The organism is Methylobacterium sp. Leaf112 (assembly GCF_001423295.1).
Taxonomy (GTDB): domain Bacteria; phylum Pseudomonadota; class Alphaproteobacteria; order Rhizobiales; family Beijerinckiaceae; genus Methylobacterium.
Genome location: NZ_LMNG01000030.1, coordinates 113,816 through 137,224 on the forward strand (window position 1 = coordinate 113,816; position 23,409 = coordinate 137,224).

The following is a 23,409-nucleotide window of genomic DNA, read 5'->3' on the forward strand; positions in this document are numbered from 1 at the left end:
GTCGGAGCGGCGCAGGCGCGGCGGAAATCACGGAAGGCTTAGGCCAAAAGCGGTCGCATCGGGCGAATGCGCCCGGCTGGTGGCAACGTCCCTCGACGCGGACGACCGTCACCACCTCATCGCACCGATACGAAAAGGCAAAGTCCATCACGGGTTAGTGTAATATCAGCATGACACGCTTGTGAAGGTCACCCCGCATGCGCGCGACGCCATGCCCACAAGGAGCGATGCCCACAAGGAGCGATGCCCACGGGCCGCCGGGCCGGCAGCTCGTTTCCCCACAGGTCGTCTGCCCGCGATCCGCACGCCAGCGATGCGGCCGGGGCGGGGCACGGTCAGCCTTTCGCCCCATTGCTCGGCGATTGCCGCGTCTCCCGACCCTGATCGCCCTGGCCTCGTTCGTGCGATCCCGCAGCGTCGCCCCGGCACGCCGCGCCATTCCGAGCGGGCAGGGCCCCGACACGAAGGACGGCACCTTGCACGAGACGAACGCCCCGACCGCTCATCGGCCCACCGAGGGGAGGGTGCGTCGCATGCCCGGCGGGACCGGGCGCAGGCTGCGTCTCGTCCCGGTCCTGGCAGCGGGATGGCTCGGCCTCGCGAGCTTCGTTCCCGGCGCGGTCTTCGGACAGGCGCCCCAGCCGGCGGCACCCGCCGCCCAGCCGGCCGCCCAGCCGGCCGCACCCGCCAAGCCCCCGGCCCCGAAGCCCGTGGTGTCGGAGGAGATCAAGACCGTCCGCGACACCCTCGACAAGGCGAAGGACGACCTCGAACACCGCGAAAAGATCCTCGCCGGCGAGACTGTCGGCAGCGGCGACCTGACCCGCGCGCGCGATGGCGTCGACGCCATCGCCGACCGCATCCGCCACGTGATCGATCTCACCACTCCGCGGCTGGAGGCGGCCCGCGAACGCCTGACGCAGCTCGGCCCCAAGCCGAAGGAGGGGGCGGAGGGCGAGGACGTCGCACGCGAGCGCACGGAGCGCGAACAGGCGGTGGCCGAGATCGACGAGACCCAGCGCCTCGCGAAATCCCTCCTCGTGCAGAGCGACCAGATCGTCGATCAGGTCACCAACAAGCGCCGCGCGGCCTTCACCCGCGGCCTGTTCGAGCGCTCCACCGCCCTGGTCACCCCGGACCTGTGGATGCGGATCGCCGCCGACATCCCGCGCGACGTCCGCGCGCTTCAGAACGCCGTCTCGGACACCGCCGACCTGTTCGCGCGCAACGGCACCCTCACCAACCTGCTCTTCCTCGGGATCGCCTTCGGCATCTCCATCGCCCTGTATTTCGGTCGCCGCAACATCGCCCCGCGCCTCGGTCGGCGCGACGCCAAGGCCACGGATCCGTCACAGCGCAAGAAGCTGCTGGCCGCCTGGCGGGTCTTCCTCCTCGGCACCGTGCCGGCGGTGCTCGGGAGCTATGCGGTCTACTACGCCCTCGACGTCACCAACCTCCTGCCCATGCGGCTGCTGCCGGTGGCCGGGGCGATCCTCATCGGGCTCGCCTTCATCGCCTTCGTCGAGGCCCTGGCCGACGCCCTGCTGTCGCCCGACAAGCCGTCCTGGCGCACCACGACGATGACCGATGCGGCCGCCTCGCGGATCACCACCCTGGCGGTGAGCATCGCGGTGGTGATCACCGTGGTGAAATCCGTCGAAGCCCTGAACTCCGCGATCTCCGCGGCCCTCCCGATCTCCATCGCCACGCGCGGCCTCGGCGCCATCGCCACCGCCCTCATCCTCGCCATCGGCCTGCACCGCTTCGCCGACACGGCGGAGAAGGAGGAGGCGTGCTTCGGGCCCTACGTGGCGCCCGAGGCCGCCACCGGCATCGGCGGCCCGGCCCGGCTCCTCGGTTGGGCTGCGGTGGCGGTCATCGGCGCGGCCGCGCTCGTCGGCTACGTCGCGTTCTCGACCTTCCTCATCGACCAGCTCGTCTGGACCGCGAGCCTGTTCGTGCTGCTGTTCCTGTTCATCGGCAGCGCCGACACCTTCATCGGCGGGACCCTGCGCGACGACACCAAGATCGCGACCGCGCTCCAGGCCAACACCGGCCTGCGCAAGCGCTCCCTGAACCAGATCGCCGTGCTGGCCACGGGCTTCGCCCGCGTTGTCCTCATCCTGGTCGCGGCCCTCCTGGCGCTCGCCCCCTGGGGCCTCGATTCGACGGACGTGTTCACCTCCGTGCGCAGCGCCTTCTTCGGATTCAAGGTCGGCGACGTCACCATCTCGCTCTCCACCATCGCGCTGGCCGTCGGCCTGCTCGTGCTCGGCATGGCCGTCACCCGGGCGATCCAGCGCTGGCTCGAAAACACCTACCTGCCGGCCACCGACCTCGATGCGGGCCTGCGCAACTCGATCTCGACCATCGCGGGCTATTGCGGCTTCCTGCTCACCCTGGCGCTCGCGTTCTCGTATCTCGGCCTGAGTCTCGAGAAACTGACCATCGTGGCCGGCGCCCTGTCGGTCGGTATCGGTTTCGGCCTGCAATCCATCGTCAACAACTTCGTCTCGGGCCTGCTGCTCCTGTGGGAGCGCCCGATCCGCGTCGGCGACCAGGTGCTCATCGGCGACAGCGAGGGCATCGTGAAGCGCATTTCCGTGCGCTCCACGGAGATCCAGACCTTCGACCGCTCCGCCGTCATCGTGCCGAACTCGAACCTCATCTCCGGCATCGTCAAGAACCGGGTCCGAGGCGACCGTACCGGCCGGGTCTCCATCACGGTCAACGTCCTGCGCAACCAGGACCCGGTGCGCGCCGCCGAGATGCTGGTCGCTTGCGCCAGCGCCCACCCGGACGTGCTGAAGGAGCCTCCGCCCCGGGTGGTCTTCCGCAAGATCGGCGACCCGTTCCTCGAGTTCGAGCTCATCGCCATGATCATCGACGTGAGTTTCGGCCTGAAGGTGCAGAACGATTTGAACTTTGCCGTGTTCAAGTCCTTGTCCGAGGTCGGAATGATCCCGGCCATGGGTCCGGGCTCCAGCAACGTCGTCGTGCAGGGGCTCGAACCGTTCCAGGAGGCCATGGGCCGGATCGCCAGTTCGTTCGCGGAGCCGAGGGGCGACGCGAACGGATCGGCGGGCCGGCGGGAGGCCGAGATGCCGAAGGGGTGAGCAGGTGGGCCAGGGATTTTCGGGTGTCCGGGGCGTGTGTTTCGGAGCCTGCCTCGTCGCCGGAGCGACGCTCACGGGGTGCGCGACGCAGCAGCCCCTCGAGACCGCCACGGCCCTGCCGAGCCTGTACTGGCCGATGACCACCGCCGCGGCGCAGGTCGACGCGGCCACGGCCCGCGACATGATCTCGGCCTACCGCGCCCGCACCGGCGGCACGGCGCTGCGCCTCGACCCCGAACTGCAGAAGCTCGCCGAAGCCGAGGCCGCCGCCATGGCGGCCGCCGATCGGCCGAGCCGCGCCCAGACCGTGCGGGTCGCCATGGAGCGCCTCGGCCACCCGTCGGCCGGCGCCAATCTGTCGGCCGGCTACCACACCCTGGCGGAGGCGTTCTCGGGGTGGCGCGACAGCCCGGCCCACAATGCCGTGATGCTGGCGCCCGACGCCACCCGCATGGGCATCGCCACGGCCTACGCGCCGAACTCGAAATACCGGGTCTACTGGGCGCTGCTGGTGTCGAAGTAGCGTCCCCGTCAGGGGAACTTCATCTTCCGCGAAACCACCGGCGCCTCCGACAGGAGCGTCACCGTCACCCGGCGGTTGGCTGCGAGAAACGGGTTGTCGGGAAACAGCGGCTCGGTGTCGGCCTTGCCCGTGACCGAGGCGAAGCGATCGTCGGGCACGCCGCTGCCGGCGAGGATCTCCCGCACCGAGATGGCCCGGTTGGCCGAGAGCTCCCAGGGCGGAGCGGCTGGCCGCGCGCCGGGACGCTCCGAAGCGGTGAAGCCCGCGATGGCGATGCGGTTTGGCATCTTGCGCAAAGTCGGCGCCAAACGTTCCAGCAGGCGCCGGGTGCGGTCGTTCGGCCGGCTCGACCCGTCCGGAAACATCGAGGCGCCGTCCTGATCGACGATGGCGATGTCGAGGCCCTTGGCGGTCGGCGTGACCATGATGTTCTTCGAGGCCTCGGCGATCTCCGGCATGTCCTGCAGGGCCTGGCGCAGGCTGGCGGCGGCGAGGCCGTACGCCTCAGGCATGCCGGTGTCCGGTGCGCCGTCGTCCGCCGTCCCCTCGACGTCCGGCGGATTGGTGTGGTCGGTGGACTGCTCCGGCGGGATGTCGCGCTTGTGCTTGACGAAGTTCGCCGTCGGCAAGCCGTCCTTCTCGATGATGCCGGCGAAGCGCGATTCCTTGTTGACGCCGAAGGCGTCGCGCATGGAGCCGGCCACCGCCTGCATCTTCTTCTGGTCCTGGGTCGAGTAGGCGGCGATCATCACGAAAAAACTCATGAGCAGCGCCATCAGGTCGGCGAAGGTCACGAACCAGCCGTGGCCGCCATGCGCGCCGCGCTTCTTCTTGGCCACGACTTGGTCTCCCTCTCGCCCGTCGGACCGGCCGCGCCCGTCAGGCCGCCTCGGCCCCGACTTCGTCGCGGTGATTGTGCGGCAGGTATGCGATCAGCATTTCGCGCACGAGCGAGGAGCTTTTGGAATCGCGGATGAGCAGGATGCCGTCGATGATGAGCGAGCGCGAGACGTCCTCCTCCTCCAGCTTGACGTGGAGTTTGTCGGCGAGCGGAAGAGTGACCATGTTGGCGAGGAGCGCGCCGTACAGGGTGGCGAGCAGGGCCGTCGCCATGGCGGGCCCGAGCTTCGACGGGTCCGACATGTTGGCGAACATGGTGACCATTCCGAGGATGGTGCCGATCATGCCCCAGGCCGGCGCGCAATCCCCGAAGGCGCGGTAGATCTTCGAGCCCTCGTCGAGGTGCATGAGGAAGTTGTCGCGGTCCCGCTCCATGGTGTCGCGGATGAAGTCCCGGTCGTAGCCGTCGGCGATGTAGCGCGCGCCCTGGGCGAGGAACGGGTCGGAAATCTCCATGCTTTCGAGGGCCATCGGGCCGGATTTGCGCACCACGTCGGCGATCCGGGTGATCTCCTCGATGAGTTCGCGCGGCTTGATGGCCCGCATGGAGAACGCGTAGCGCAGACCCATGGGCAGGCCGTGCATCATGGTCGAGAACGGGAAACGCATCATGGTCGCGGCGGTGGCGCCGCCGAAGATCACGATGACCGCGTGCTTATCGAAATAGGCGGCGAAATTGCCGCCATCGATCATGATCAGGACAAAGACGGTGAGGAAGCCGCCGATGAGCCCGATACCGGTTGCGAGGTCCATGATCACCGAGCCTTCGGCGGCCGTCGGGGGCCGCGAGAGCGCCCCGGGACGAGGCGCCGTCCCCACGTTGGCGGATTCAGCGTGAACGAACCGTAAAAGACCTCGCGCGGCTTGGCCGATCGTGTCATTCGCCGTTCAGGGAGCGAACGCCATAAGCGCGTCACGTCAAGGATTTGGCCGACCCCGCACGCGGTGGGCGGAGACCGGACCGGCGACGCGTCACGGCGCATCCAACCCCATGCGGGCCGCGCCAGGATCGGCACTCGGAGCGAACGGTATCATGTCGTTGATTCGTCTCTATGCCCGCGTCATGGGCCTCCTCGGGGCCGACAAGCACCTGGCGGTGGTTCTGGCGACGGCGAACGTCGCCCTCGCCGTCGCGGCCTTCGCCGAGCCCCTGCTCATGGGCCGGATCATCGACCAGCTCACCCACCTGAACGCCAAGTCCAACGCCTTCGCGACCCTGGCGCCCCTCATCGGCGCCTGGGTGGCCTTCGGCCTGTTCACCATCGCGGCAGGCGTGACCATCGCGCTCCACGCCGACCGGCTGGCCCACCGCAACCGCCTGTCGTCCATGGCGAACTATTTCGAGCACGTCCTCGAACTGCCGCTCGCCTTCCATTCCTCGAACCATTCCGGCCGCGTCCTCAAGGCGATGCTGGAAGGCTCGAACGGCATGTTCTGGCTGTGGCTCGGCTTCTTCCGCGACCATTTCGTCGCCTTCGTGTCGCTCGCCGTCCTCCTGCCCATGACCCTGTTCGTGAACTGGCAGCTCGGCTCGATCCTCGTCGTGCTGGTGCTGGCCTTCACGGTGCTCACCACCCTGGTCATGCGCCGCACCGAGACCCTGCAGGGCCGGGTCGAGGAATATCAGTCGGGCCTCGCCGAGCACGCCTCGGACGCGCTCGGCAACGTCGCCGTCATCCAGTCCTTCACCCGCGCCAAGGCGGAGAAGGACGCCATGCACGACATCATCCGCAACCTGCTCGCGGCCCAGATCCCGGTCCTGTCCTGGTGGGCGCTCGCCAACGTCGCCACCCGCGCCTCCGCGACCCTGACCATGACGGCCATCTTCATCACCGGCATCGCCCTGCACCAGCACGGCCAGGCCACCGTCGGCGAGGTCGTCGCCTTCATGAGTCTGGCCACGATGCTGGTCTCGCGCCTCGATCAGGTCGCCACCTGCATCAACGGCCTGTTCCAGCAGATGCCTAAGATCGCCGAGTATTTCGAGATCCTCGACACCACCCCGGCGGTGCACGACCGTCCCGGTGCGGCTCAGGTCGCCCGCTTCGACGGCGCCGTCTCGTTCGACGCCGTCGGTTTCTCCTACAATTCCCGCCGCAAGGCCCTGGAGGACGTGTCGTTCACGGCGCAGGCCGGCGAGACCATCGCGCTCGTCGGCACCACGGGTTCGGGCAAGTCCACGACCCTCGGCCTGCTGCACCGCGCCTTCGACCCCGACCACGGCGCCATCCGCATCGACGGCACCGACATCCGCGACATCGGTCTGTCCTCCCTGCGCCACAACATCGGCGTGGTGTTCCAGGAGCCGATGCTGTTCGCCCGCTCGATCCGCGAGAACCTCCTCGTCGGCCGGCCGGACGCGACGGATGCCGAGATGATCGACGCCCTCGAGCGGGCCCAGGCCACCGAATTCATGGCCCGTCAGGCCGACGGCCTCGACACGGTCATCGGCGAGCGCGGCCGCTCGCTCTCCGGCGGCGAGCGCCAGCGCCTGTCGATCGCCCGCGCCCTGCTCAAGAATCCGCCGGTTCTGATCCTCGACGAGGCAACCTCGGCCCTCGACGCCACCACCGAGCGCAAGCTCCAGGGCGCCCTCGAAGCCGTGATGGAGGGCCGCACCACCTTCGTCATCGCCCACCGCCTCGCGACCATCCGCAACGCCGACCGCATCCTCGTCTTCCACGAGGGCCGGATCGTCGAGTCTGGCACGTTCGACAGCCTCGTGGAGCAGAACGGCCGCTTCGCCGATCTGGCCCGAGCCCAGTTCATGGCGGCGGAAGAGCCTGTCGCGATGCAGCTCGCGGCCTGAACGAAAAGGCCCTCCCCGATCTCCGGCTCGGACGGGATCGGGGAGGGCGCTCGGCTGGGTCGCGGTGGCGCTGCGCGCCGGGCGCGCTATTCCCGATGCGGCGTCGCCGCATCCTCCGCCCACACCCGGAACTTGGTCAGGCGGTTGCCGCCGAAGGTGTGTGTGAGGGGTACGTCCGCCGCGTCACGCCCGCGGGCGACGAGGATGCGGCCCCGGCGCGGGGCGTTGTTGCGCGGATCGAACACGTGCCAGGCGCCGCCGAGATAGCATTCCGTCCAGGCGGCGAAATCCCCCGGCCCGTGCGGCTCGGGCTCGCCGATGAAACTGAGATAGCCGGTGCAGTAGCGCGTCGGAACGTTCAGGGCCCGGCACAACGCGACGAACAGGTGCGCGTAATCCCGGCACACGCCGCGCCCGCCCGCCAAGGCGTCCACGGCCGTGCGGTCCACGTGGGAGTAGGCGTACCCGAAGGCGATGTGGTGGTGGACGAAGTCGCACACCGCCTGCACCCGCGCCCAGCCGGGTTCGAGGTGCCCGAACCGGTCCCAGGCCTCGTCGGACAGCAGGTCGGATTCGCAGTACCGGCTCGCGACGAGGAAGGGCAGGGCCTCCTCGGGCAACTGCTCGACGGGGTGCTCCACGGCGTCGGGCACGATCGCGTCGAGGGCGCCGTCGTCGGGGATCTCGGCGTGAACGCTGAGGGTGATGGAGCCCGCCGGCGCCAAGAAGCGCACGGTGCGATTGCCGAAGGCATCGCGAAAGGTCCTGGTCGGCACCGGCGGATCGAGCTGCAGCACGTCGGGCGGGACGGCCGCGAGCCCCTTGACCGGATAGGTGTTGAGACGGGCGATCAGCGGGGTCGGATGGGAAAACTCGTAGCCCATCTCGCAACCGAACCTGATCCGCATGGAAGCCCTCTCCGGCCGGCCGCCGCGCCGACCTTCGCCCTATGCCCGGCCCTGGTGGGAGGGAATAGGCCGCGCAAGTCACACGCGCATGTCATTGCGTCCCCTGTGCGCAGATGAAGCGTCCGGGTCGTCGAAGCCGGGTGAACCCCTAGAGACCGTGGGCCCGAGCCTGCTTCTCCCGCATCCGCGCCTGGAGCCGCACGCGCCGCGCTGCAATGACGGTGCCATTGATCTCGCCGCCGAAGAGGAACATCGCGGCGAGCCAGTACAGAAACACCAGGGCCACCATGGCGGTGGCCAGACTCCCGTAGGTCGAGACGTAGGCGTTGGAGAACCGGTCGAGATAGTAGCCGAAACCGAGGCCGGCGAGGAACCACAGCAGCAGGGTCACGGCGACACCCGGAATCACGGCGAGGAACGAGCGCCGCCCGGTGGCGATGAATTTGTGGGCGATGACGAGGACGCTCACGAGCAGGAAGGCCGTGATGCCGATGCGCCCGATGGCCACCGTCAGGCTCAGGGGTTCCAGGCCGGGGGCGACGTTGATGACGTTGCGCCAGATCAGGGGTCCGAGAACCACCAGCAGGGCGAAGGCCAGCATCGCGAGGGCGCCGCAGATCACGTAGGCGATGGATTCCAGCCGCGTGAGCCACCACGGCCGCTGCTCGCGCAGGCCGTACGCGCGATTGAGCCCGACCCGCAGGCTCTCGACCCCGGCCGAGGAGAAGTACAGGGCCAGCACGGCACCGACGGTGAGGACGCCGCCGCGCTGCTCGGTGAGCACCCGGTGCATCTCGTTGACCACGGGCTTTGCGATCTCGCGCGGCCAGGCGTCGAAGATCAGCACCCCGGCTTCATCGGCAAGCGACTTGGTGCCGAACAGGCCGGCCAGCGCGGCCAGCAGGATGAGGAACGGGAACAGCGCGATGAGGATCGAGAGGGCGATGTGGCTGGCGATGGCCCAGCCGTCATGGGCGATGAAGCGCCGGGCGGCGACGCTTCCGATCTCGAGTGGCTTCGTCAGGCGGCTCACGGGGGCGGGCTTGTCCTCTGCTGATGCATCGTCGGTCGACGGATCGGCCGTCCTCTAAACGCGACGCCGGGGTCCGGCGCAACGCGGAAGGGGCGTTTGGGGGGGCATCGATCCGGCGTGCCTTGTGTTCCAGGCCGCACTGTGGTGCCTGCGCCACCAGCATGACCAGCCCATCCTCCCCCGGATCCACGGCCACCGTGCCGGCCGTCTTCGTGCTCATCTGGGCGACGGGCTTCGTCGCCGCGCGCTTCGTGGCGCCCCATGCCGATGCCGTGACCTTCGTGGCCCTGCGCGTCGTCTGCGTCGCCGGCGTCCTGGCGGTCCTCGCCGCGATGCTCGGCGCGCGCTGGCCGCGCGGGCGCCGGGGCTGGGCCGACGCCCTCGTGGCCGGCATCCTGATGCAGGGCATCTACGTCATCGGGGTGTTCTGGTCGGTGCAGAACGGCCTGCCGGCCGGCATCGCCGCCCTCGTCGGCAGCCTCCAGCCCCTTCTCACGGCGCTCCTCGCCGGGCCGGTACTGGGCGAGCGGGTGAGCCCGCGGCGCTGGTCCGGCATCGGATTGGGCTTTGCCGGCGCCGCCCTGGTGCTCGCCCCCAAGGTCGGGGCAAGCGGCACCTCGGGCATTCCGGTGCCGGCGCTCGCCGCCTGTCTCGCCGCCATGGTCGCCATGACCGGCGGGACCCTGTGGCAGAAGAGCCGGGGCGGGTCCGCCGACCTCCTGTCCAACGCCGCGATCCAATTCGTCGGTGCCGCCGCCCTGGCGATCCCCGTCGCGCTTCTCATCGGGACCGGCCGGTTCGACGCCACCCTTCCGGCCTGGTTCGGCCTCGCCTGGTCGGTCCTCGTCAATTCCGTGGCGGGGATCCTGCTGCTTCTGCTCTTGATCCGGCGCGGGGCGGTGGCGGGCGTCGCCTCCCTGCTGTTCCTCGTCCCCCCGGTCTCGGCCCTGATGGCCTACGGCCTGTTCGGCGAATCCCTCGCGCCGGTGCAGCTCGCCGGCATGGCGCTCGCCGCCGCCGGGGTCGCCCTGGCGAGCCGCGGCTGATGTTTTTCTTTGATGCGACCGGCAATTAAATTAGCGAACCTGCCGCGCGCGAAGGACAAGAGGGATTCTTCTCTCGTAAAATAATGAATTCAAGCGGGAAAGTGCCACTCTGCGGCGAGACGCCTCTACAGACCCGCCGAACCTGCCTATAATGAGCGGCAACCCATCCTCTTTTCTGGAAAGAGTTGCCGCATGTCCGCTTCTCCCGTCACGACCTCCGAACCGCAGGATCTGCTGACCCTCGCCCGCGAGGCCGCCGAGGCGGCCAAGGCGCTCGTCGCCGAGGCCACCCGCCGGGTCCGCACCCGCGTGCTCTCGCCCGAGGGCAAGATCTCGGCGGAGAAGATGGAGCTCGAGCAGCACGCCACCCACGGGCTCGCCTGGATCGCCACCTACGCCGAGGGCGTGCGCGAACTCGGTGCCTACGCCGCCCGCCTGACGGAGTCGGGCGAGTTCGGCGAGACAGAGGCGCTCCTCGTCAGGATCGGGCTCGGCGAATACCTCGACCAGATGTTCTCCGGCATTCCCATGAGCCAGGGCGAAATGGTGCGCCCGACGGGGTCCCTCGGCCTCGGCGCCCGTGAAGTCGCCCAGTTCCGCAACGACGCCGTCGAGGCCCTCATCGCCGACGGCAACACGGCCGAGAACCGTGCGGCGCTCGTCGCCCGCATCCGCGACAACGGCGGCTCGGCCACCATCGGCAAGTCCGGCCTCGACGAGGACATGGAGGCGATCCGCTCCGAGATGCGCCGCTTCGGCCTGGCCGAGGTCGTTCCGCACGCCCACGCGTGGCACAGCGAGAACGCCTACATCCCCATGGAGATCGTGACGAAGATGGCCGAGCTCGGCGTCTTCGGCCTGACCATCCCGGAAGAGTATGGCGGCATGGGCCTGCCCAAGATCTCCATGTGCGTGGTCTCCGAGGAGCTGTCGCGCGCCTATATCGGCGTCGGCTCCCTCGGAACCCGCTCCGAGATCGCCGCCGAACTCATCCTGTGCGGCGGCACCGAGGAGCAGAAGCACCGCTTCCTGCCCGGCATCGCGTCCGGCGACACGCTCCCCACCGCCGTGTTCACCGAGCCGAACACCGGCTCGGACCTGGCCTCGCTCCGCACCAAGGCGGTCAAGGACGGCGACGTCTGGAAGATCTCGGGCAACAAGACCTGGATCACCCACCCCGTGCGCGCCGACATCATGACCTGTCTCGTGCGCACCAAGCCCGAGGAGAAGGGCCACAAGGGCCTGTCGCTCCTCATCGCCGAGAAGCCGCGCGGCACCGACGCCGAGCCTTTCCCCGTCGCGGGCCTGTCCGGCGGCGAGATCCACGTGCTCGGCTACCGCGGCATGAAGGAGTACGAGCTCGCCTTCGACAATTTCGAGGTGCCGGGCGCCAACCTTCTCGGCGAAGTCGAGGGCAAGGGCTTCACCCAGCTCATGCAGACCTTCGAGTCGGCCCGCATCCAGACCGCCGCCCGCGCCATCGGTGTGGCGCAGAACGCCCTCGACCTCGGCCTGCGCTACGCCGAGGACCGGGTGCAGTTCGGCAAGGCCCTGATCAACTTCCCGCGCGTCGCCGACAAGATCGCCATGATGGCGGTGGAGATCAACATCGCCCGTCAGCTCACCTACTTCTCGGCCCGCGAGAAGGACGAGGGCAAGCGCTGCGATCTCGAGGCCGGCATGGCCAAGCTGCTGGGCGCCCGCGTCGCCTGGGCGGCGGCCGACAACGCCCTGCAGATCCACGGCGGCAACGGCTTCGCGCTCGAATACGCGGTCAGCCGCGTGCTCTGCGACGCCCGCATCCTCTCGATCTTCGAGGGCGCGGCCGAGATCCAGGCCCAGGTCATCGCCCGCCGGCTGCTCGAAGCCGCCTGATCCCGACACCCGTATCGCTCCGTTCGCGGAGCGGCACGGTCGAGCCGCCGAACGAAGAACGCCGGAGCCCATGGCCCCGGCGTTCTTCGTTTCGGCTCCGCGAAGGCGCCACTTTTGCCAAGGAAACCGCTATTTGGTGATCTTCACCGAGACCGGATCGCTCGACGGAAAAGTCTCTTCCAGGGCCTCGTCGAGGCGTTCGCTGAGTTCACCCTGCTGGTTCTCGGGCCGGCTCTTGTCGGACCCCTTCGGCGCGGGTTGGCCCGTGGTGGAGATCGTGTCGGTCTCCGGTGACTTGGTGTCCTCGGCCATGGCGGCGTTTCTCCGATTCCCGTGGTCCGCCGCATCGGGCGAACCTCGCTGGATCAACGCGGGTGACCCGCCCCCGTATCCACCGCCGAGCCACGGCGGGGCAGGGCGGCCACGGCGGCACTGCCCCGACGTCCGGGCACCGGCGCCCGGGATGCGGCTTCGCGAAGAACGGTCTCGTAGACTTCGCTCACCCGGTCGAGATGGGCGTCGAGGGTAAGGGGGGCGGCCCAGTAGCGCCCGTGGGCGGCCCGGCTTATCCGCGCGGCGCAGGCGTCGTCCTTCAACCGGACGAGATGGGCGGCCAGGGCCTCGGCATCGCCGGAGCGGAACCAGAATCCGGTCTCGCCGTCCTCCACCGCCTCGCGACCGGCGCAGGCATCGCTGACGATGACGGGCGCGCCGCAGGCCAGGGCTTCGTAGACCGTCAGCGGCTGGCCCTCGTACCAGACGCTCGGGAACACGAGGGCGCGGGCCTCGCGCATCAGGGCGTGCACGGCGGCCTCGTCCTTCCACCCGAGCATCCGTGCCTCGGGGTAGCGCGCCGCGAGATCCGCGGCGGCGGGACCGTCGCCGACGAAGACCGGGCGCACCCCGGCGCGGCGCGCGGCTTCGGCGAAGACCGGCGCGCCCTTCTCCGTGGAGATGCGCCCGACGAACAGGAAATCCCCCGGCGGTTCGGAACGCGGCGCTGCCTTCGCGACGGCGATCGGGTTGTCGACCCGATGAAACAGGGTCGTGGCCGGCAGGTGCGGCCGGATCACCGCTTCCTGCAGGGCGCTGATGGTGACGATGTGGGGGAACAGCCGCCGCATCCCGGCGACGTGGTCGAGGGCGGCATGACGCACCACCCGCAGGAGCTTGCGGGGATAGCTCCGCGCATCGCAGTTCGTCGTCAGGCAGTCCCGCGACATCGGCGTGCGGTGGCAGATGCTCTGCGCCGGGTACTCGTAGAAGCCGCCATTGGGGCAGACGAGGAAGAACTCGTGCATGGTGTAGAGTAGCGGCAGGCCGGAGGCCCGCAGGCTCACCCCGATGGAGGGCGACAGGGCCTTGGCGAAGGCGTGGACGTGGACCACCGTCTCGCGCGGGTCGAGCCCCGCCAGGACCTCGGACAGGCGCTGCGCGGCCTTTGCGTTCCAGATCGCCTGCACGGCGAACGCGAGCTTGTTACGAGTGGAGGCGATGTCGTCCTGGCCGAGACAGACCACCCGGATGCCGGCGGCCTCCAGGCGTGGATCGGCCGGACCGACGGCGGCGAACACCGTCACCTCGTGTCCCCGTGCCCGTAGGCCGAGCCCCGCATCGAGGGCCACCTTGGCCTGCCCGCCATTGATGAAGGCGTGATCGACGACGAGAACGACGTGCATGGCGGGCGTTTCCGTCGAAGATGATGCGTCGGCAACGTTTACCGCTCGTGCGTTGATCTCCGGTAAACCGAGGTCCGGGCGTGCTCGCCCCGGGGACTCGGCCGACGCCATGCACATCGCGATCTTGGCCGAATTCGCCGTGGCGAGCGGAGGCGCCGAGAAGGTGGCGGTGGAATCCGCCCGCGGCCTCGCCGAGGCCGGACACAGCGTCACCTATCTTCAGGCCATCGACGGGCCGGCCGACGCGCTCCTCGACCATCCGGGCATCACCCGCCTGACCCTGCACAATCGCGACATCTGGGACAGACCGGCGCACCGGGCCGCCGTCTCGGGCATCTGGGACGGGCCGTCGGCCGCCCGCCTCGGTGCCGCCCTCGACGCCCTGCCGGTGCGGCCGGACCTCGTGCACCTGCACCAATGGACCCGCAGCCTGTCGCCGAGCGTGTTTCCGCCGCTGTTCGCCCGCGGCGTGCCCGTGGTCGTCACCCTGCACGATTACTTCATGGCCTGCCCGAACGGGGTCTACTACCGGTTCGACCGCGCCGCGCCCTGCGCGCTCACCCCCCTGTCGACGGGGTGCCTCGCCGCCCCCTGCGACGGCCGGAGCCGCCTGCACAAGCTCGTCCGGGTCGGGCGCAACGCCGTTCTGCGCACCGTCCTGCGGGGGCATGCCCTCGACGTGATCCATGTCTGCGACGCCAGCGTCGCGCGGATGGGCCGCCTCCTCGGCCATCTCGACCTGACCCACCACCGCGTCGACAATCCCGTGCGGGTGGCGCGCACCGAGCCCGCCGATCCGGCGCAGGGCGACGCCATGGTGTATGTCGGCCGCCTCACCCGGGAGAAGGGGGCCGACCTCGTGGCCGCGGCGGCCGCCCGTGCCGGCCTGCCGGCCATCTTCATCGGCGCCGGCCCCCTGGAAGCCGAACTCGGCGCCCATCCCCACGTCGAGATCCTGGGCTGGCGCAGCCCCGAGGCGGTCTGGGAGACGGTGCGGGCCCGGGCCCGGGCCCTCGTGGCGCCGTCGCGCTGGTTCGAGACCGGCCCGCTCACGGTCTACGAAGCCCTGGCCCACGGCATTCCGGTGATCGCCTCGGTCCGGGCGGGTGCCGCCGAGCGGATCGTCGACGGCGTCACCGGCTTCACCGTGGAACCCGAGATCGAGGCTCTGGCGGGGGCCATGCGGCGCCTGTCCGACGATTCGGCGCTGCGCAGCCTCGGGCGTGCGGCGAGCGAGCGGTACTGGGCGACACCGACGACTCCGGCCGCCCACGCGGCGTCGCTCGAAGCCGTCTATGGACGCGTCATCGCGGCAAGGGCCGTGGCGGGACAGCCGGGCAGGGGACGGGCCGCCTGACGCGCGCCCTACGGTCGGGCGAACGATTTCCGACGGCCGGCATTTTCCTTCCACGACGATCTTGACGTCCATGTTGCACTGCAACATAAAGCCTTCGCGGCGCGACGTTTTGGAGCGCGCTCCCGCAAGAGAGAGATACGCCATGACCGGCCAGACCTTCGAGATCCCGACCGAGATGCGCGCCTTCGCCGAGAAGAGCGTCGATCAGGCCCGCAGCGCCGTCGGCAACCTGATCGGAACTGCGATCAAGACCTCCGAGCAGCTTCAGACCCAGTCGAAGACCGTGCAGGAGTCGATGCAGACCGCCCTCGCCAAGAGCTTCGACCACGCCCAGGAGAACGCCACCGCGACGTTCGACTTCGCCCAGAAGCTGGTGCGGACCCGCGACCTGCGCGAGGCCTTCGAGCTGCAGTCCGAGTTCCTGCGCAGCCAGATCGCCAGCCTGCAGAATCAGGCCAAGGATCTCGGCGCCCTCGCGCAGAACACCCTGCGCCCGTCGGCCTGATCCGATCCCTACCCCGACGGTGCCGCCCGTATCGGCGCGCCGCGAGACGGTCGGATGAACCAAGCGCCGGAGGTGTGATCCGACCGATTCGGGCACGGCTCCGGAACGGATCGCTTCATCCCTTCGGCGCATTCCATCGAGGCCCGTCCCCTCCGCCAGCGGCGCGAGGGCGGGATTTCGGCGGAGTGCTCCGATTCGGGTAGGATGCGTCCGAACGGCTTCGAGGAGACATGGCCATGGTGAAACGGCGTAAGGGGCCGCCCGCGCGGTCGAGCGCGGTGCGGCGCAATCCGGAGGAAGCTCAAATGGTCGTGGAACCCCGTCTCCCCGAGCCCGAGATCGCGCTGGAATCTGCGGAGGCGTCCGCCCTCGGCACCGAGGTTCATGTGCCGTCGGTCCACGACGCCCTCCTGGAGACGGTCTCCGCCGACGCCCTCGAAGCTGCGGCGGGGCAGCCCGTGTCCTCCGGACCGGCCGAGGCCCAGCCGACGGAAGCGGCCGAGACCGCCGAGACCGCCGACGACGCGACCGAGCCGACGCCCGTCATGCAGCCGCCCGAAGCCCTCGAGGCCGCCCCGGACGCCGTCACCATTCCGGACATCGCGCCCGAGCCCGAGACCGCGCTGGCGGTCGCGACGCTCCCCGTCGCGGTGATGGAAACCGCATCGGTCGCGCAGGCCGTGGCCATGGCCCAACCCGCGCTCCCCCGTCCGACCGAGGCCTCCTTCGACGTGATCGGCGAGATCACGCAGGCGAACGCGACGATCCTGGCGTTCCTGCGGAGCGAGGGCAGCGCCGCCATGGCGCATTGGCACAGCCTGTCCGGCGCCAGGACGCCGGCCGACGCCATCCGCATCCAGGTCGACGAGATGCAGCGGGCCGCCGATGCGTCGCTGACCTGCTTCAGCGTCCTGGCCCGCCGGGCCGGCCGTCTCGCAGCGGGGATCGGCCGGGTCTGACGGGGCCCCTCGCGCCGAGCCCCCGGCACGTCTAGATAACCCGAGATCCCCGCCTCGCCCCCCATCGCCCGTTGCCGACGGGGGGCACGCGGTTCGTTATCCCGGGAGTCCTCGATGCCGCGCTCGTATCCCCTGCTCGTTCCCCTCGTGGCGGCCTGGCTCGCCACCGGGCCGGCCGTCGCGCAGATGGCGCAGACGCCGGACAAGATCGCGCCGGACAAGATCGCGCCGGACAGATCCGCGCCCGAGAAGGCGAGCCCGGACAGCGGCGAGAAGACGGTCCCGCAATCCAAGGGGCAGGTGCATCTCTCGTTCGCGCCCGTGGTGAAGCGGGCCGCGCCCTCCGTGGTCAACGTCTACGCCTCTCATGTCGAGACGCGGGGGGCCAGCCGCAGCGCCATGGACGAGTTCATGCGGCGTTTCTTCGGCGAGAACGGCGGCGGTCGCGGCCGGGGTGGAGCACCGGGCGAGCGGGCGCAGAAATCGCTCGGATCCGGTGTGATCCTCGACGAATCCGGCCTCGTCATCACCAACAACCACGTCATCGAGAACATGAACGAGGTTCGTGTCGCCCTGGCGGACCGGCGCGAGTTCGAGGCGACCATCGTGCTGCGCGACCCGCGCACGGATCTGGCCGTGGTCAAGATCAAGAGCCCGACGGGCGGCCTCGTGGCGATGCCGTTCGGCGATTCGGAAGCCCTCGAGGTCGGCGACTTCGTCATGGCCATCGGCAACCCGTTCGGCGTCGGCCAGACGGTGACCCAGGGCATCGTCTCGGCGCTCGCCCGCACCCAGGTCGGCTCGTCGGACTACCAGTTCTTCATCCAGACCGACGCGGCGATCAATCCGGGCAATTCCGGCGGAGCGTTGGTCGATCTCAACGGACGGCTGGTGGGCGTCAACACCGCCATCTATTCGCAATCGGGCGGCAGCCACGGCATCGGCTTCGCCATTCCGGCGAGCATGGTCCGCGCCGTGGTGGAGACCGCCAAGGGCGGGGCCACCTCCGTGCGCCGGCCCTGGCTCGGCGCTCGGGTGCAGAGCGTGACCCCGGACATCGCCGACAGCATGGGGCTCGACCACCCCACCGGCGTCCTGGTGGCGAGCCTGCAGCCGAAGAGCCCGGCCGAGGAAGCCGGCCTCAAGCGCGGCGACCTCATCCTCAGCGTCGACGGCAAGACCGTCGACGACCCGGAGGCCTTCGGATACCGTTTCGCCCTGAAGGCGCTCACCGGCACCACGAAGTTCGGCATCCTGCGCGGCACCAGCCGGACCAACGTGCTGGTGAAGCTCGGCCCCGCGCCGGAGACCCGGCCGCGCGACACCCTCAAGGTCCGCACCCGCTCGCCGTTCCTCGGCGCCACCCTGGTCAACACCTCGCCGGCCGTGGCGGAAGAGATCCAGGTCGACCTGCCCGCCGAGGGCGTCGCCGTGGCGGGGGTGGAGGAGAATTCCATCGCGGCCCGCGCCGGACTTCAGAAGGGCGACATCATCGTCGCCATCAACGGCGCCCCCATCTCGACCACGAAGGACCTGGAGCGGATCACCCGCAACAGCCTGAACATGTGGGAGGTCTCGATCAACCGCGGCGGCGAGGTGCTCACCTCGGTGTTCGGGGGATAACAGCCGGCGCGAATCCCGCGGGCGGGGTTCGCGCGGCGTTCCGGGTTGCGAAGCCGGCGCCCCCGCGTCTTGATGCGGCCATGTCCGATCTCTTCGTCTCCGCCGGCCTCCAGAACGCCGCGCCGCGTCCGCTCGCCGACCGGCTACGCCCCCAGACCCTGGCCGAGGTGGTGGGCCAGGAGCATCTCACGGGGCCGGACGGGGCGCTGACGCGGTTGCTCGCGGGCAAGTCGTTCGGCTCCCTGGTGTTCTGGGGGCCGCCCGGCACCGGCAAGACCACCGTGGCGCGCCTGCTCGCCCACGAGACCAGCCTGCATTTCGAGCAGATCTCGGCGATCTTCTCCGGCATCGCCGACCTCAAGAAGGTGTTCGAGGCGGCGCGTCAGCGGCGGACCCTGGGGCAGGGGACCCTGCTGTTCGTCGACGAGATCCATCGGTTCAACCGCTCGCAGCTCGATGCCTTCCTGCCGGTGATGGAGGACGGCACGGTCACCCTCGTCGGCGCCACCACCGAGAACCCGTCCTTCGAGCTCAACGCCGCCCTGCTGTCGCGCGCCCGCGTCCTGCTGTTCCGGGCGCTGGACGACGCCGCCATCGCCAAGCTGATGGTTCGGGCCGAGGCCCTGACCGGCCGGCCGCTGCCGTTGGACGAGGAGGCGCGCGGCGTGCTGGTGCGGATGGCGGACGGCGACGGGCGCGCCTCCCTGACCCTGGCGGAGGAGGTCTGGCGCTCGGCCAAAGCCGGTGAGGTCTTCGGCGCCGAGGCGCTGCAGACCATCATCCAGCGCCGGGCGCCGATCTACGACAAGTCCCAGGAGGGGCACTACAACCTCATCTCAGCCCTGCATAAGACGGTGCGGGGTTCCGACCCGGACGCGGCCCTGTACTACCTCTGCCGGATGCTCGACGGGGGCGAGGACCGCCTGTTCATCGCGCGCCGTCTCGTCAGGATGGCGGTGGAGGATATCGGGCTCGCCGACCCGCAGGCCCTCGTGGTCGCGACCGCCGCCAAGGACGCCTTCGATTTCCTGGGCTCCCCGGAGGGTGAACTGGCGCTCGCGCAGGTCACCGTCTACCTCGCCTGCGCGCCCAAATCGAACGCGGTCTACAACGCCTACAAGGCCGCGACGCGGGTCGCGAAAGAGCACGGCTCCCTGCCGCCGCCGCGCACCATCCTCAACGGCTCCACGAAGCTGATGCGCAAGATCGGTTACGGCGAGGGCTACCGCTACGACCACGACGAACCGGACGCGTTCTCGGGCCAGGATTACTGGCCGGAGAAGCTCGGCCGCCAGCACTTCTACGAACCCACCGACCGGGGCATGGAGAGCCGCTACACCGATCGCCTCGCCCATTGGGAACGCCTGCGGCAGGCGCGGCGCGACGCGGACGGGTGACGGTCGAGGAGTGACGACGGGGCGGCGCGTCGGCGGTTTCGGCGGGGCGCTGGTGGCTGCGATGCGCGTCGTCGCGGCGGCCGCTCCGTTGCGTCGGCGGGGCGTGCCGCGTCGCCGCGCTGCACAAAATTCCGTGGACCGGAGACGGTCGAGCCTGTAGGGGAGCCGGCCCAGCGCAACCGATCCATCGCCGGAGACCCACCATGGCGGCCTGCGGCCTCGATTTCGGTACCTCGAACACCACCCTCGGCCTCGTCACCGGGCAGGCGCCCGCCCTGGTGCCCCTGGAAGACCGGCACGTCACGATCCCGAGCGCGATCTTCTTTCCGCCGGGCCAGACCGCCTTCGTCGGACGCGCCGCCATGATGGAATACGTCGAGGGCACGCCGGGGCGCCTCATGCGCAGCCTCAAATCCGTGCTCGGCTCGTCCCTCCTGGAAGAGACCACGCCCGTCGGCCGCGAGCGCATCAAGTTCCGCGACGTCATCGGCCGCTACCTCGCCGCCGTGAAAAGTCGGGCCGAGACCGCCACCGGCGCCTCCCTCGACACGGTGGTGCACGGCCGCCCGGTCCACTTCGTCGACGGCGACCCGGAGGGCGATGCCCGCGCGGAGGACGCCCTGCGGGAGATCGCCCGGGGCATCGGCTTCAAGCACGTCTCCTTCCAGTTCGAGCCCATCGCGGCGGCCCTCGACTACGAGCAACAGGTTCGCGCCGAGGAGATCGCCCTCATCGCCGATATCGGCGGCGGCACCTCGGATTTCTCCATCGTGCGCCTGTCGCCCGAGCGCCACGCCAAGACCGAGCGGGCGGACGACATCCTGGCCAACGACGGCGTGCGCATCGGCGGCACCGATTTCGACCGGCGCCTCAGCCTCGGCACGGTGATGCCGCTGCTCGGCCTCGGCAGCCCCATGAGCCGAGGCGACATCAACGTGCCCAACGCCTATTTCCACGACCTCGCCACGTGGTCGAGCATCAACCGGCTCTACAATCCCCGGACCCTGCGGGAGATCGAGGAGGTGCGCCGCGACGCCCGCCGACCCGAGCTCATCGACCGGCTCTACGCGGTGGTGGAGGCTGAGCGCGGGCATTCGTTGGCCATGGAAGTCGAGGGCGCCAAGATCGCCACGTCGGATGCGGGCCGCGGCAGCATCGATCTCGACTGGGTCGAGCGCGGGCTCGTCGCCGACATCGACCGCACCGGCCTCGTCGCCCACACCGACGAACTCGCCCGGCGCATCGCCGAGCGGATCGGCCGCTGCCTCGCCCAGGCCGGACTCACCGCCGACAGGATCGACGCCCTGTTCCTCACGGGCGGGTCCACCGGGCTGCCGCATGTCCGCGCGGCCCTGACGGCGGCGGTGCCCAACGCCCGGATCGTCGACGGCGACACCTTCGGCTCCGTCGGCACGGGTCTCACCATCGAGGCGGCCCGGCGCGCCGCCTGATTTCCTGTTGGTCGGCGGGGCCTTGCGCGGCCTGCGCTATGCCCCGGCGGGTGCCGGTGGTACGAGCGGGGCATGACCACACGACCACCTTCACGCGGCGGCGCCGGACGCAAGGGCTCCGGGGCCGGAGCGACCAAGCGACCCGGGCGCGGACCCGGCCCCGCCGGCAAGAGCTCGTTCGGCACGAAAAGCGCGTTCGGCGGCAAGCGCCCGTTCCGCAACGCCAAGGACCCCGATCGCGAACGCACGGGGCCGCGCACCAGCGCCCTCGACGCGGCCCAGCGGGCGGCGTCCATGCGCGGCGAGGCCGACAAGCGTGCGCCCTGGCGCCCCGGCGACGCACCCGATCCGCAAGCCGAGCAGCGCGATCAGCAGGAGCTTCCGAGCCGCATCCGCAGCCCCCGGCCGCAGAAGCCCGAGGCGACCCCTGAGGACGCGCCGCGCCGCGCCCGTGCGCCGCGCGCCGAGACGGCTGCCCCCGTCGAAGGCCCGACCCGGCGCGAGCAGCGCGCCGCCGCCTCCGCCACCCTGGCGTCGGGGGTCCAGACCCTCGTGGTCGAGGAGGACGAGGCCGAGATGCGGATCGACCGCTTCCTCACCACGCGGTTTCCGCAGCTGCCCTTCACCCGCGTCCAGAGCATCGTCCGCAAGGGCGAGCTCCGCGTCGACGGCCGCCGCGCCAAGCCCAACGACCGGCTCCTGCCCGGCATGAGCGTGCGGGTGCCGCCCCTCAAGCTCGATGCCGTGGGCGAGCGGCCGCGCAGCCCTCAGCGCGACGCCACCGACGCCGACTTCATCCGCTCGCTGATCCTCTACGAGGATGCCGAGATGATGATCCTCAACAAGCCCTTCGGCCTCGCGGTCCAGGGCGGGTCCGGCACCGTGCGGCACGTCGACGGCCTGCTCGAATCCCTGGCCGGCACGGACGGGCAGAAGCCGCGTCTGGTCCACCGCCTCGACAAGGACACGGCCGGTTGCCTCATCGTGGCCAAGACCCGGCTCGCCGCCGCGACGCTGGCGAAGAGCTTTCGTTCCCGCTCGGCCCGCAAGGTCTACTGGGCCCTCACCGCCGGGGTGCCGCGGGTGCCGCAGGGCCGGATCTCGACTTACCTCGCCAAGGAGGAGCCCACCGACGCGGATGCCCGCATGCGGGTGGCCCAGCACGGCGACGACGGGGCGGCGCACGCGCTGACCTACTACGCCATGGTGGACAACGCGGCCCAGAAGCTCTCATGGCTGTCCCTCAAACCGGTGACGGGGCGCACGCACCAGTTGCGCGCGCACGCGGCGCATATCGGCCATCCCATCGTGGGCGATCCGAAATACTTCAGCATCGAGAACTGGGAGTTGCCCGGCGGCATCCAGAACCGCCTGCACCTGCTCGCGCGCCGCATCGTGATTCCGCATCCACGCACGGGCAAGCCCGTGGACGTGACGGCCCCCCTGCCACCCCACATGGCCCAGAGCTGGAACCTCCTCGGCTTCGACGCGTCGCGCTACGATCCCATCGTCGAGGCACCCGAGGCCTGAGGCGCGGCCACCGGCATCCGGCCGGGAAGGCCACCGCGGAGGCGGACAAGGCGACGGTGCCGCACGCGGCGACCTTGGCAATCCGACCGCATGCCTTATCCTCTCGTGCAACCTGAAGGCTCCGCCGCGCCGCGGCGGGACCTCAACCGCGCCAAGCTGGCCTGCGGGTCGTCTCGCAAGCCGTCTCGAAGGTCACGTCCATGAACCCCGCGACTGTCGCCTGTAGCGCGCTCCTGTCCCTGTCCCTGCTGACACTCGCGTCCGGCACCCTGGCGCAAACGGCGCCGACGGCTCCGCAGGTGCGACCGGCACCCACGCCCCCGTCCCCCGCCCAGCAGCGCCCGGCGACCTCCGGCACGACCGGTCCTGGACAGACGAACCCTGGACAAGCGAACCCTGGACAAGCGGGCGCCGGCCAATCCAATCCGAACCAGGCCACGGCGCCGCAACCGACGCCCGCTCCACGACAGGCCAATCCCGGCCAGCTCCCGACCCAGGCGGCCCAGGCGCCGGGCGGACGCGCGGCGGGTGCGGGCCGGCGCGCTCGGGCGTCCTACGCGAGCTGCAACCGGCAGGCCCATGCCCGTGGCCTGCGCGGCGGGGCGCGACGCCGCTTTCTCATCCGGTGCAAGCTCGGCTACGAACGTCCGCGTCAGCCCCAGTCCGCACCGGCGCGCCAGCCGTGACGGGCGCCCCCC

Annotated in this window: 19 protein-coding genes; 12 read left to right on the top strand and 7 right to left on the bottom strand. The window is 70.2% G+C overall.

All coding sequences use genetic code 11. The features are described from left to right. Positions 1 to 533 precede the first annotated feature (533 nt). Positions 534 to 3,116, top strand: a complete 2,583-nt coding sequence (locus ASF52_RS14425) for a DUF3772 domain-containing protein (protein ID WP_056174113.1) — start codon at positions 534 to 536, stop codon at positions 3,114 to 3,116. 34 nt (positions 3,117 to 3,150) lie between these two features. Beyond that, entirely contained in the window at positions 3,151 to 3,639 is a 489-nt protein-coding gene (locus tag ASF52_RS14430) for a CAP domain-containing protein (RefSeq protein ID WP_056174116.1), read from the top strand. An 8-nt stretch (positions 3,640 to 3,647) separates the two neighbouring features. Here ASF52_RS14430 and ASF52_RS14435 read toward each other — a convergent pair whose 3' ends face one another. Both ASF52_RS14435 and ASF52_RS14440 read right to left on the bottom strand, forming a co-directional pair. After that, positions 3,648 to 4,478, bottom strand: coding sequence for an OmpA/MotB family protein (locus ASF52_RS14435; RefSeq protein WP_056173318.1), 831 nt, complete (start codon positions 4,476 to 4,478; stop codon positions 3,648 to 3,650). 40 nt (positions 4,479 to 4,518) lie between these two features. Continuing rightward, entirely contained in the window at positions 4,519 to 5,292 is a 774-nt protein-coding gene (locus ASF52_RS14440; RefSeq protein WP_056173321.1) for a motility protein A, read from the bottom strand. A gap of 280 nt (positions 5,293 to 5,572) precedes the next feature. On the opposite strand from ASF52_RS14440, the gene ASF52_RS14445 reads away from it, so the two are divergent. Then, positions 5,573 to 7,348 carry a glucan ABC transporter ATP-binding protein/ permease gene (locus ASF52_RS14445; protein WP_056173324.1) on the top strand — a complete coding sequence of 592 codons (1,776 nt, stop codon included), beginning with the start codon at positions 5,573 to 5,575 and terminating at the stop codon, positions 7,346 to 7,348. An 86-nt stretch (positions 7,349 to 7,434) separates the two neighbouring features. Here the strand turns inward: ASF52_RS14445 and ASF52_RS14450 are convergent, their stop codons facing one another. Next, positions 7,435 to 8,256 carry a transglutaminase-like domain-containing protein gene (locus tag ASF52_RS14450; RefSeq protein WP_056173328.1) on the bottom strand — a complete coding sequence of 274 codons (822 nt, stop codon included), beginning with the start codon at positions 8,254 to 8,256 and terminating at the stop codon, positions 7,435 to 7,437. Between the two features lie 148 nt (positions 8,257 to 8,404). Then, a complete protein-coding gene (locus ASF52_RS14455) occupies positions 8,405 to 9,289 on the bottom strand; it encodes a YihY/virulence factor BrkB family protein (protein ID WP_056173331.1) in 885 nt (294 codons plus the stop codon). A gap of 161 nt (positions 9,290 to 9,450) precedes the next feature. Between ASF52_RS14455 and ASF52_RS14460 the strand changes: the two genes are divergently transcribed. Together ASF52_RS14460 and ASF52_RS14465 are read left to right on the top strand one after the other, a co-directional pair. Beyond that, the gene (locus ASF52_RS14460; protein WP_056173334.1) at positions 9,451 to 10,335 is read left to right on the top strand and encodes a DMT family transporter; all 885 of its coding nucleotides are present in this window, start codon (positions 9,451 to 9,453) and stop codon (positions 10,333 to 10,335) included. A 192-nt stretch (positions 10,336 to 10,527) separates the two neighbouring features. After that, the gene (locus ASF52_RS14465; RefSeq protein WP_056173337.1) at positions 10,528 to 12,210 is read left to right on the top strand and encodes an acyl-CoA dehydrogenase family protein; all 1,683 of its coding nucleotides are present in this window, start codon (positions 10,528 to 10,530) and stop codon (positions 12,208 to 12,210) included. Between the two features lie 129 nt (positions 12,211 to 12,339). Here ASF52_RS14465 and ASF52_RS14470 read toward each other — a convergent pair whose 3' ends face one another. Both ASF52_RS14470 and ASF52_RS14475 read right to left on the bottom strand, forming a co-directional pair. Beyond that, positions 12,340 to 12,522, bottom strand: a complete 183-nt coding sequence (locus ASF52_RS14470; protein ID WP_056173340.1) for a hypothetical protein — start codon at positions 12,520 to 12,522, stop codon at positions 12,340 to 12,342. A 53-nt stretch (positions 12,523 to 12,575) separates the two neighbouring features. Beyond that, positions 12,576 to 13,889 (bottom strand): glycosyltransferase family 4 protein, encoded by a 1,314-nt coding sequence (locus ASF52_RS14475; protein ID WP_056173343.1) that lies wholly within the window; start codon positions 13,887 to 13,889, stop codon positions 12,576 to 12,578. A gap of 109 nt (positions 13,890 to 13,998) precedes the next feature. Between ASF52_RS14475 and ASF52_RS14480 the strand changes: the two genes are divergently transcribed. Together ASF52_RS14480 and ASF52_RS14485 are read left to right on the top strand one after the other, a co-directional pair. Next, on the top strand, positions 13,999 to 15,246 hold the full coding sequence (locus ASF52_RS14480; protein ID WP_056173346.1) for a glycosyltransferase: 1,248 nt from the start codon (positions 13,999 to 14,001) through the stop codon (positions 15,244 to 15,246). 142 nt (positions 15,247 to 15,388) lie between these two features. After that, positions 15,389 to 15,751 carry a phasin gene (locus ASF52_RS14485; protein WP_056173349.1) on the top strand — a complete coding sequence of 121 codons (363 nt, stop codon included), beginning with the start codon at positions 15,389 to 15,391 and terminating at the stop codon, positions 15,749 to 15,751. A 382-nt stretch (positions 15,752 to 16,133) separates the two neighbouring features. On the opposite strand, the gene ASF52_RS23735 is transcribed toward ASF52_RS14485, so the two are convergent. Next, positions 16,134 to 17,003 (bottom strand): pentapeptide repeat-containing protein, encoded by an 870-nt coding sequence (locus tag ASF52_RS23735; RefSeq protein WP_443136687.1) that lies wholly within the window; start codon positions 17,001 to 17,003, stop codon positions 16,134 to 16,136. Between ASF52_RS23735 and ASF52_RS14495 the strand changes: the two genes are divergently transcribed. The 5 genes from ASF52_RS14495 to ASF52_RS22110 all read left to right on the top strand — a co-directional run bounded on the left by ASF52_RS14495 (position 16,897) and on the right by ASF52_RS22110 (position 23,397). Next, a complete protein-coding gene (locus ASF52_RS14495; protein ID WP_443136688.1) occupies positions 16,897 to 18,333 on the top strand; it encodes a Do family serine endopeptidase in 1,437 nt (478 codons plus the stop codon). The genes ASF52_RS23735 and ASF52_RS14495 overlap by 107 nt on opposite strands. Before the next feature lie 80 nt (positions 18,334 to 18,413). Beyond that, the gene (locus tag ASF52_RS14500) at positions 18,414 to 19,730 is read left to right on the top strand and encodes a replication-associated recombination protein A (RefSeq protein WP_056173358.1); all 1,317 of its coding nucleotides are present in this window, start codon (positions 18,414 to 18,416) and stop codon (positions 19,728 to 19,730) included. A 203-nt stretch (positions 19,731 to 19,933) separates the two neighbouring features. After that, positions 19,934 to 21,181: an Hsp70 family protein gene (locus ASF52_RS14505; RefSeq protein ID WP_056173360.1), complete on the top strand. Its 1,248-nt coding sequence runs from the start codon at positions 19,934 to 19,936 to the stop codon at positions 21,179 to 21,181. Between the two features lie 72 nt (positions 21,182 to 21,253). Further along, positions 21,254 to 22,711, top strand: coding sequence for an RluA family pseudouridine synthase (locus tag ASF52_RS14510; RefSeq protein ID WP_056173363.1), 1,458 nt, complete (start codon positions 21,254 to 21,256; stop codon positions 22,709 to 22,711). A gap of 200 nt (positions 22,712 to 22,911) precedes the next feature. Then, positions 22,912 to 23,397, top strand: a complete 486-nt coding sequence (locus tag ASF52_RS22110) for a hypothetical protein (RefSeq protein ID WP_082479233.1) — start codon at positions 22,912 to 22,914, stop codon at positions 23,395 to 23,397. Positions 23,398 to 23,409 lie beyond the last annotated feature (12 nt).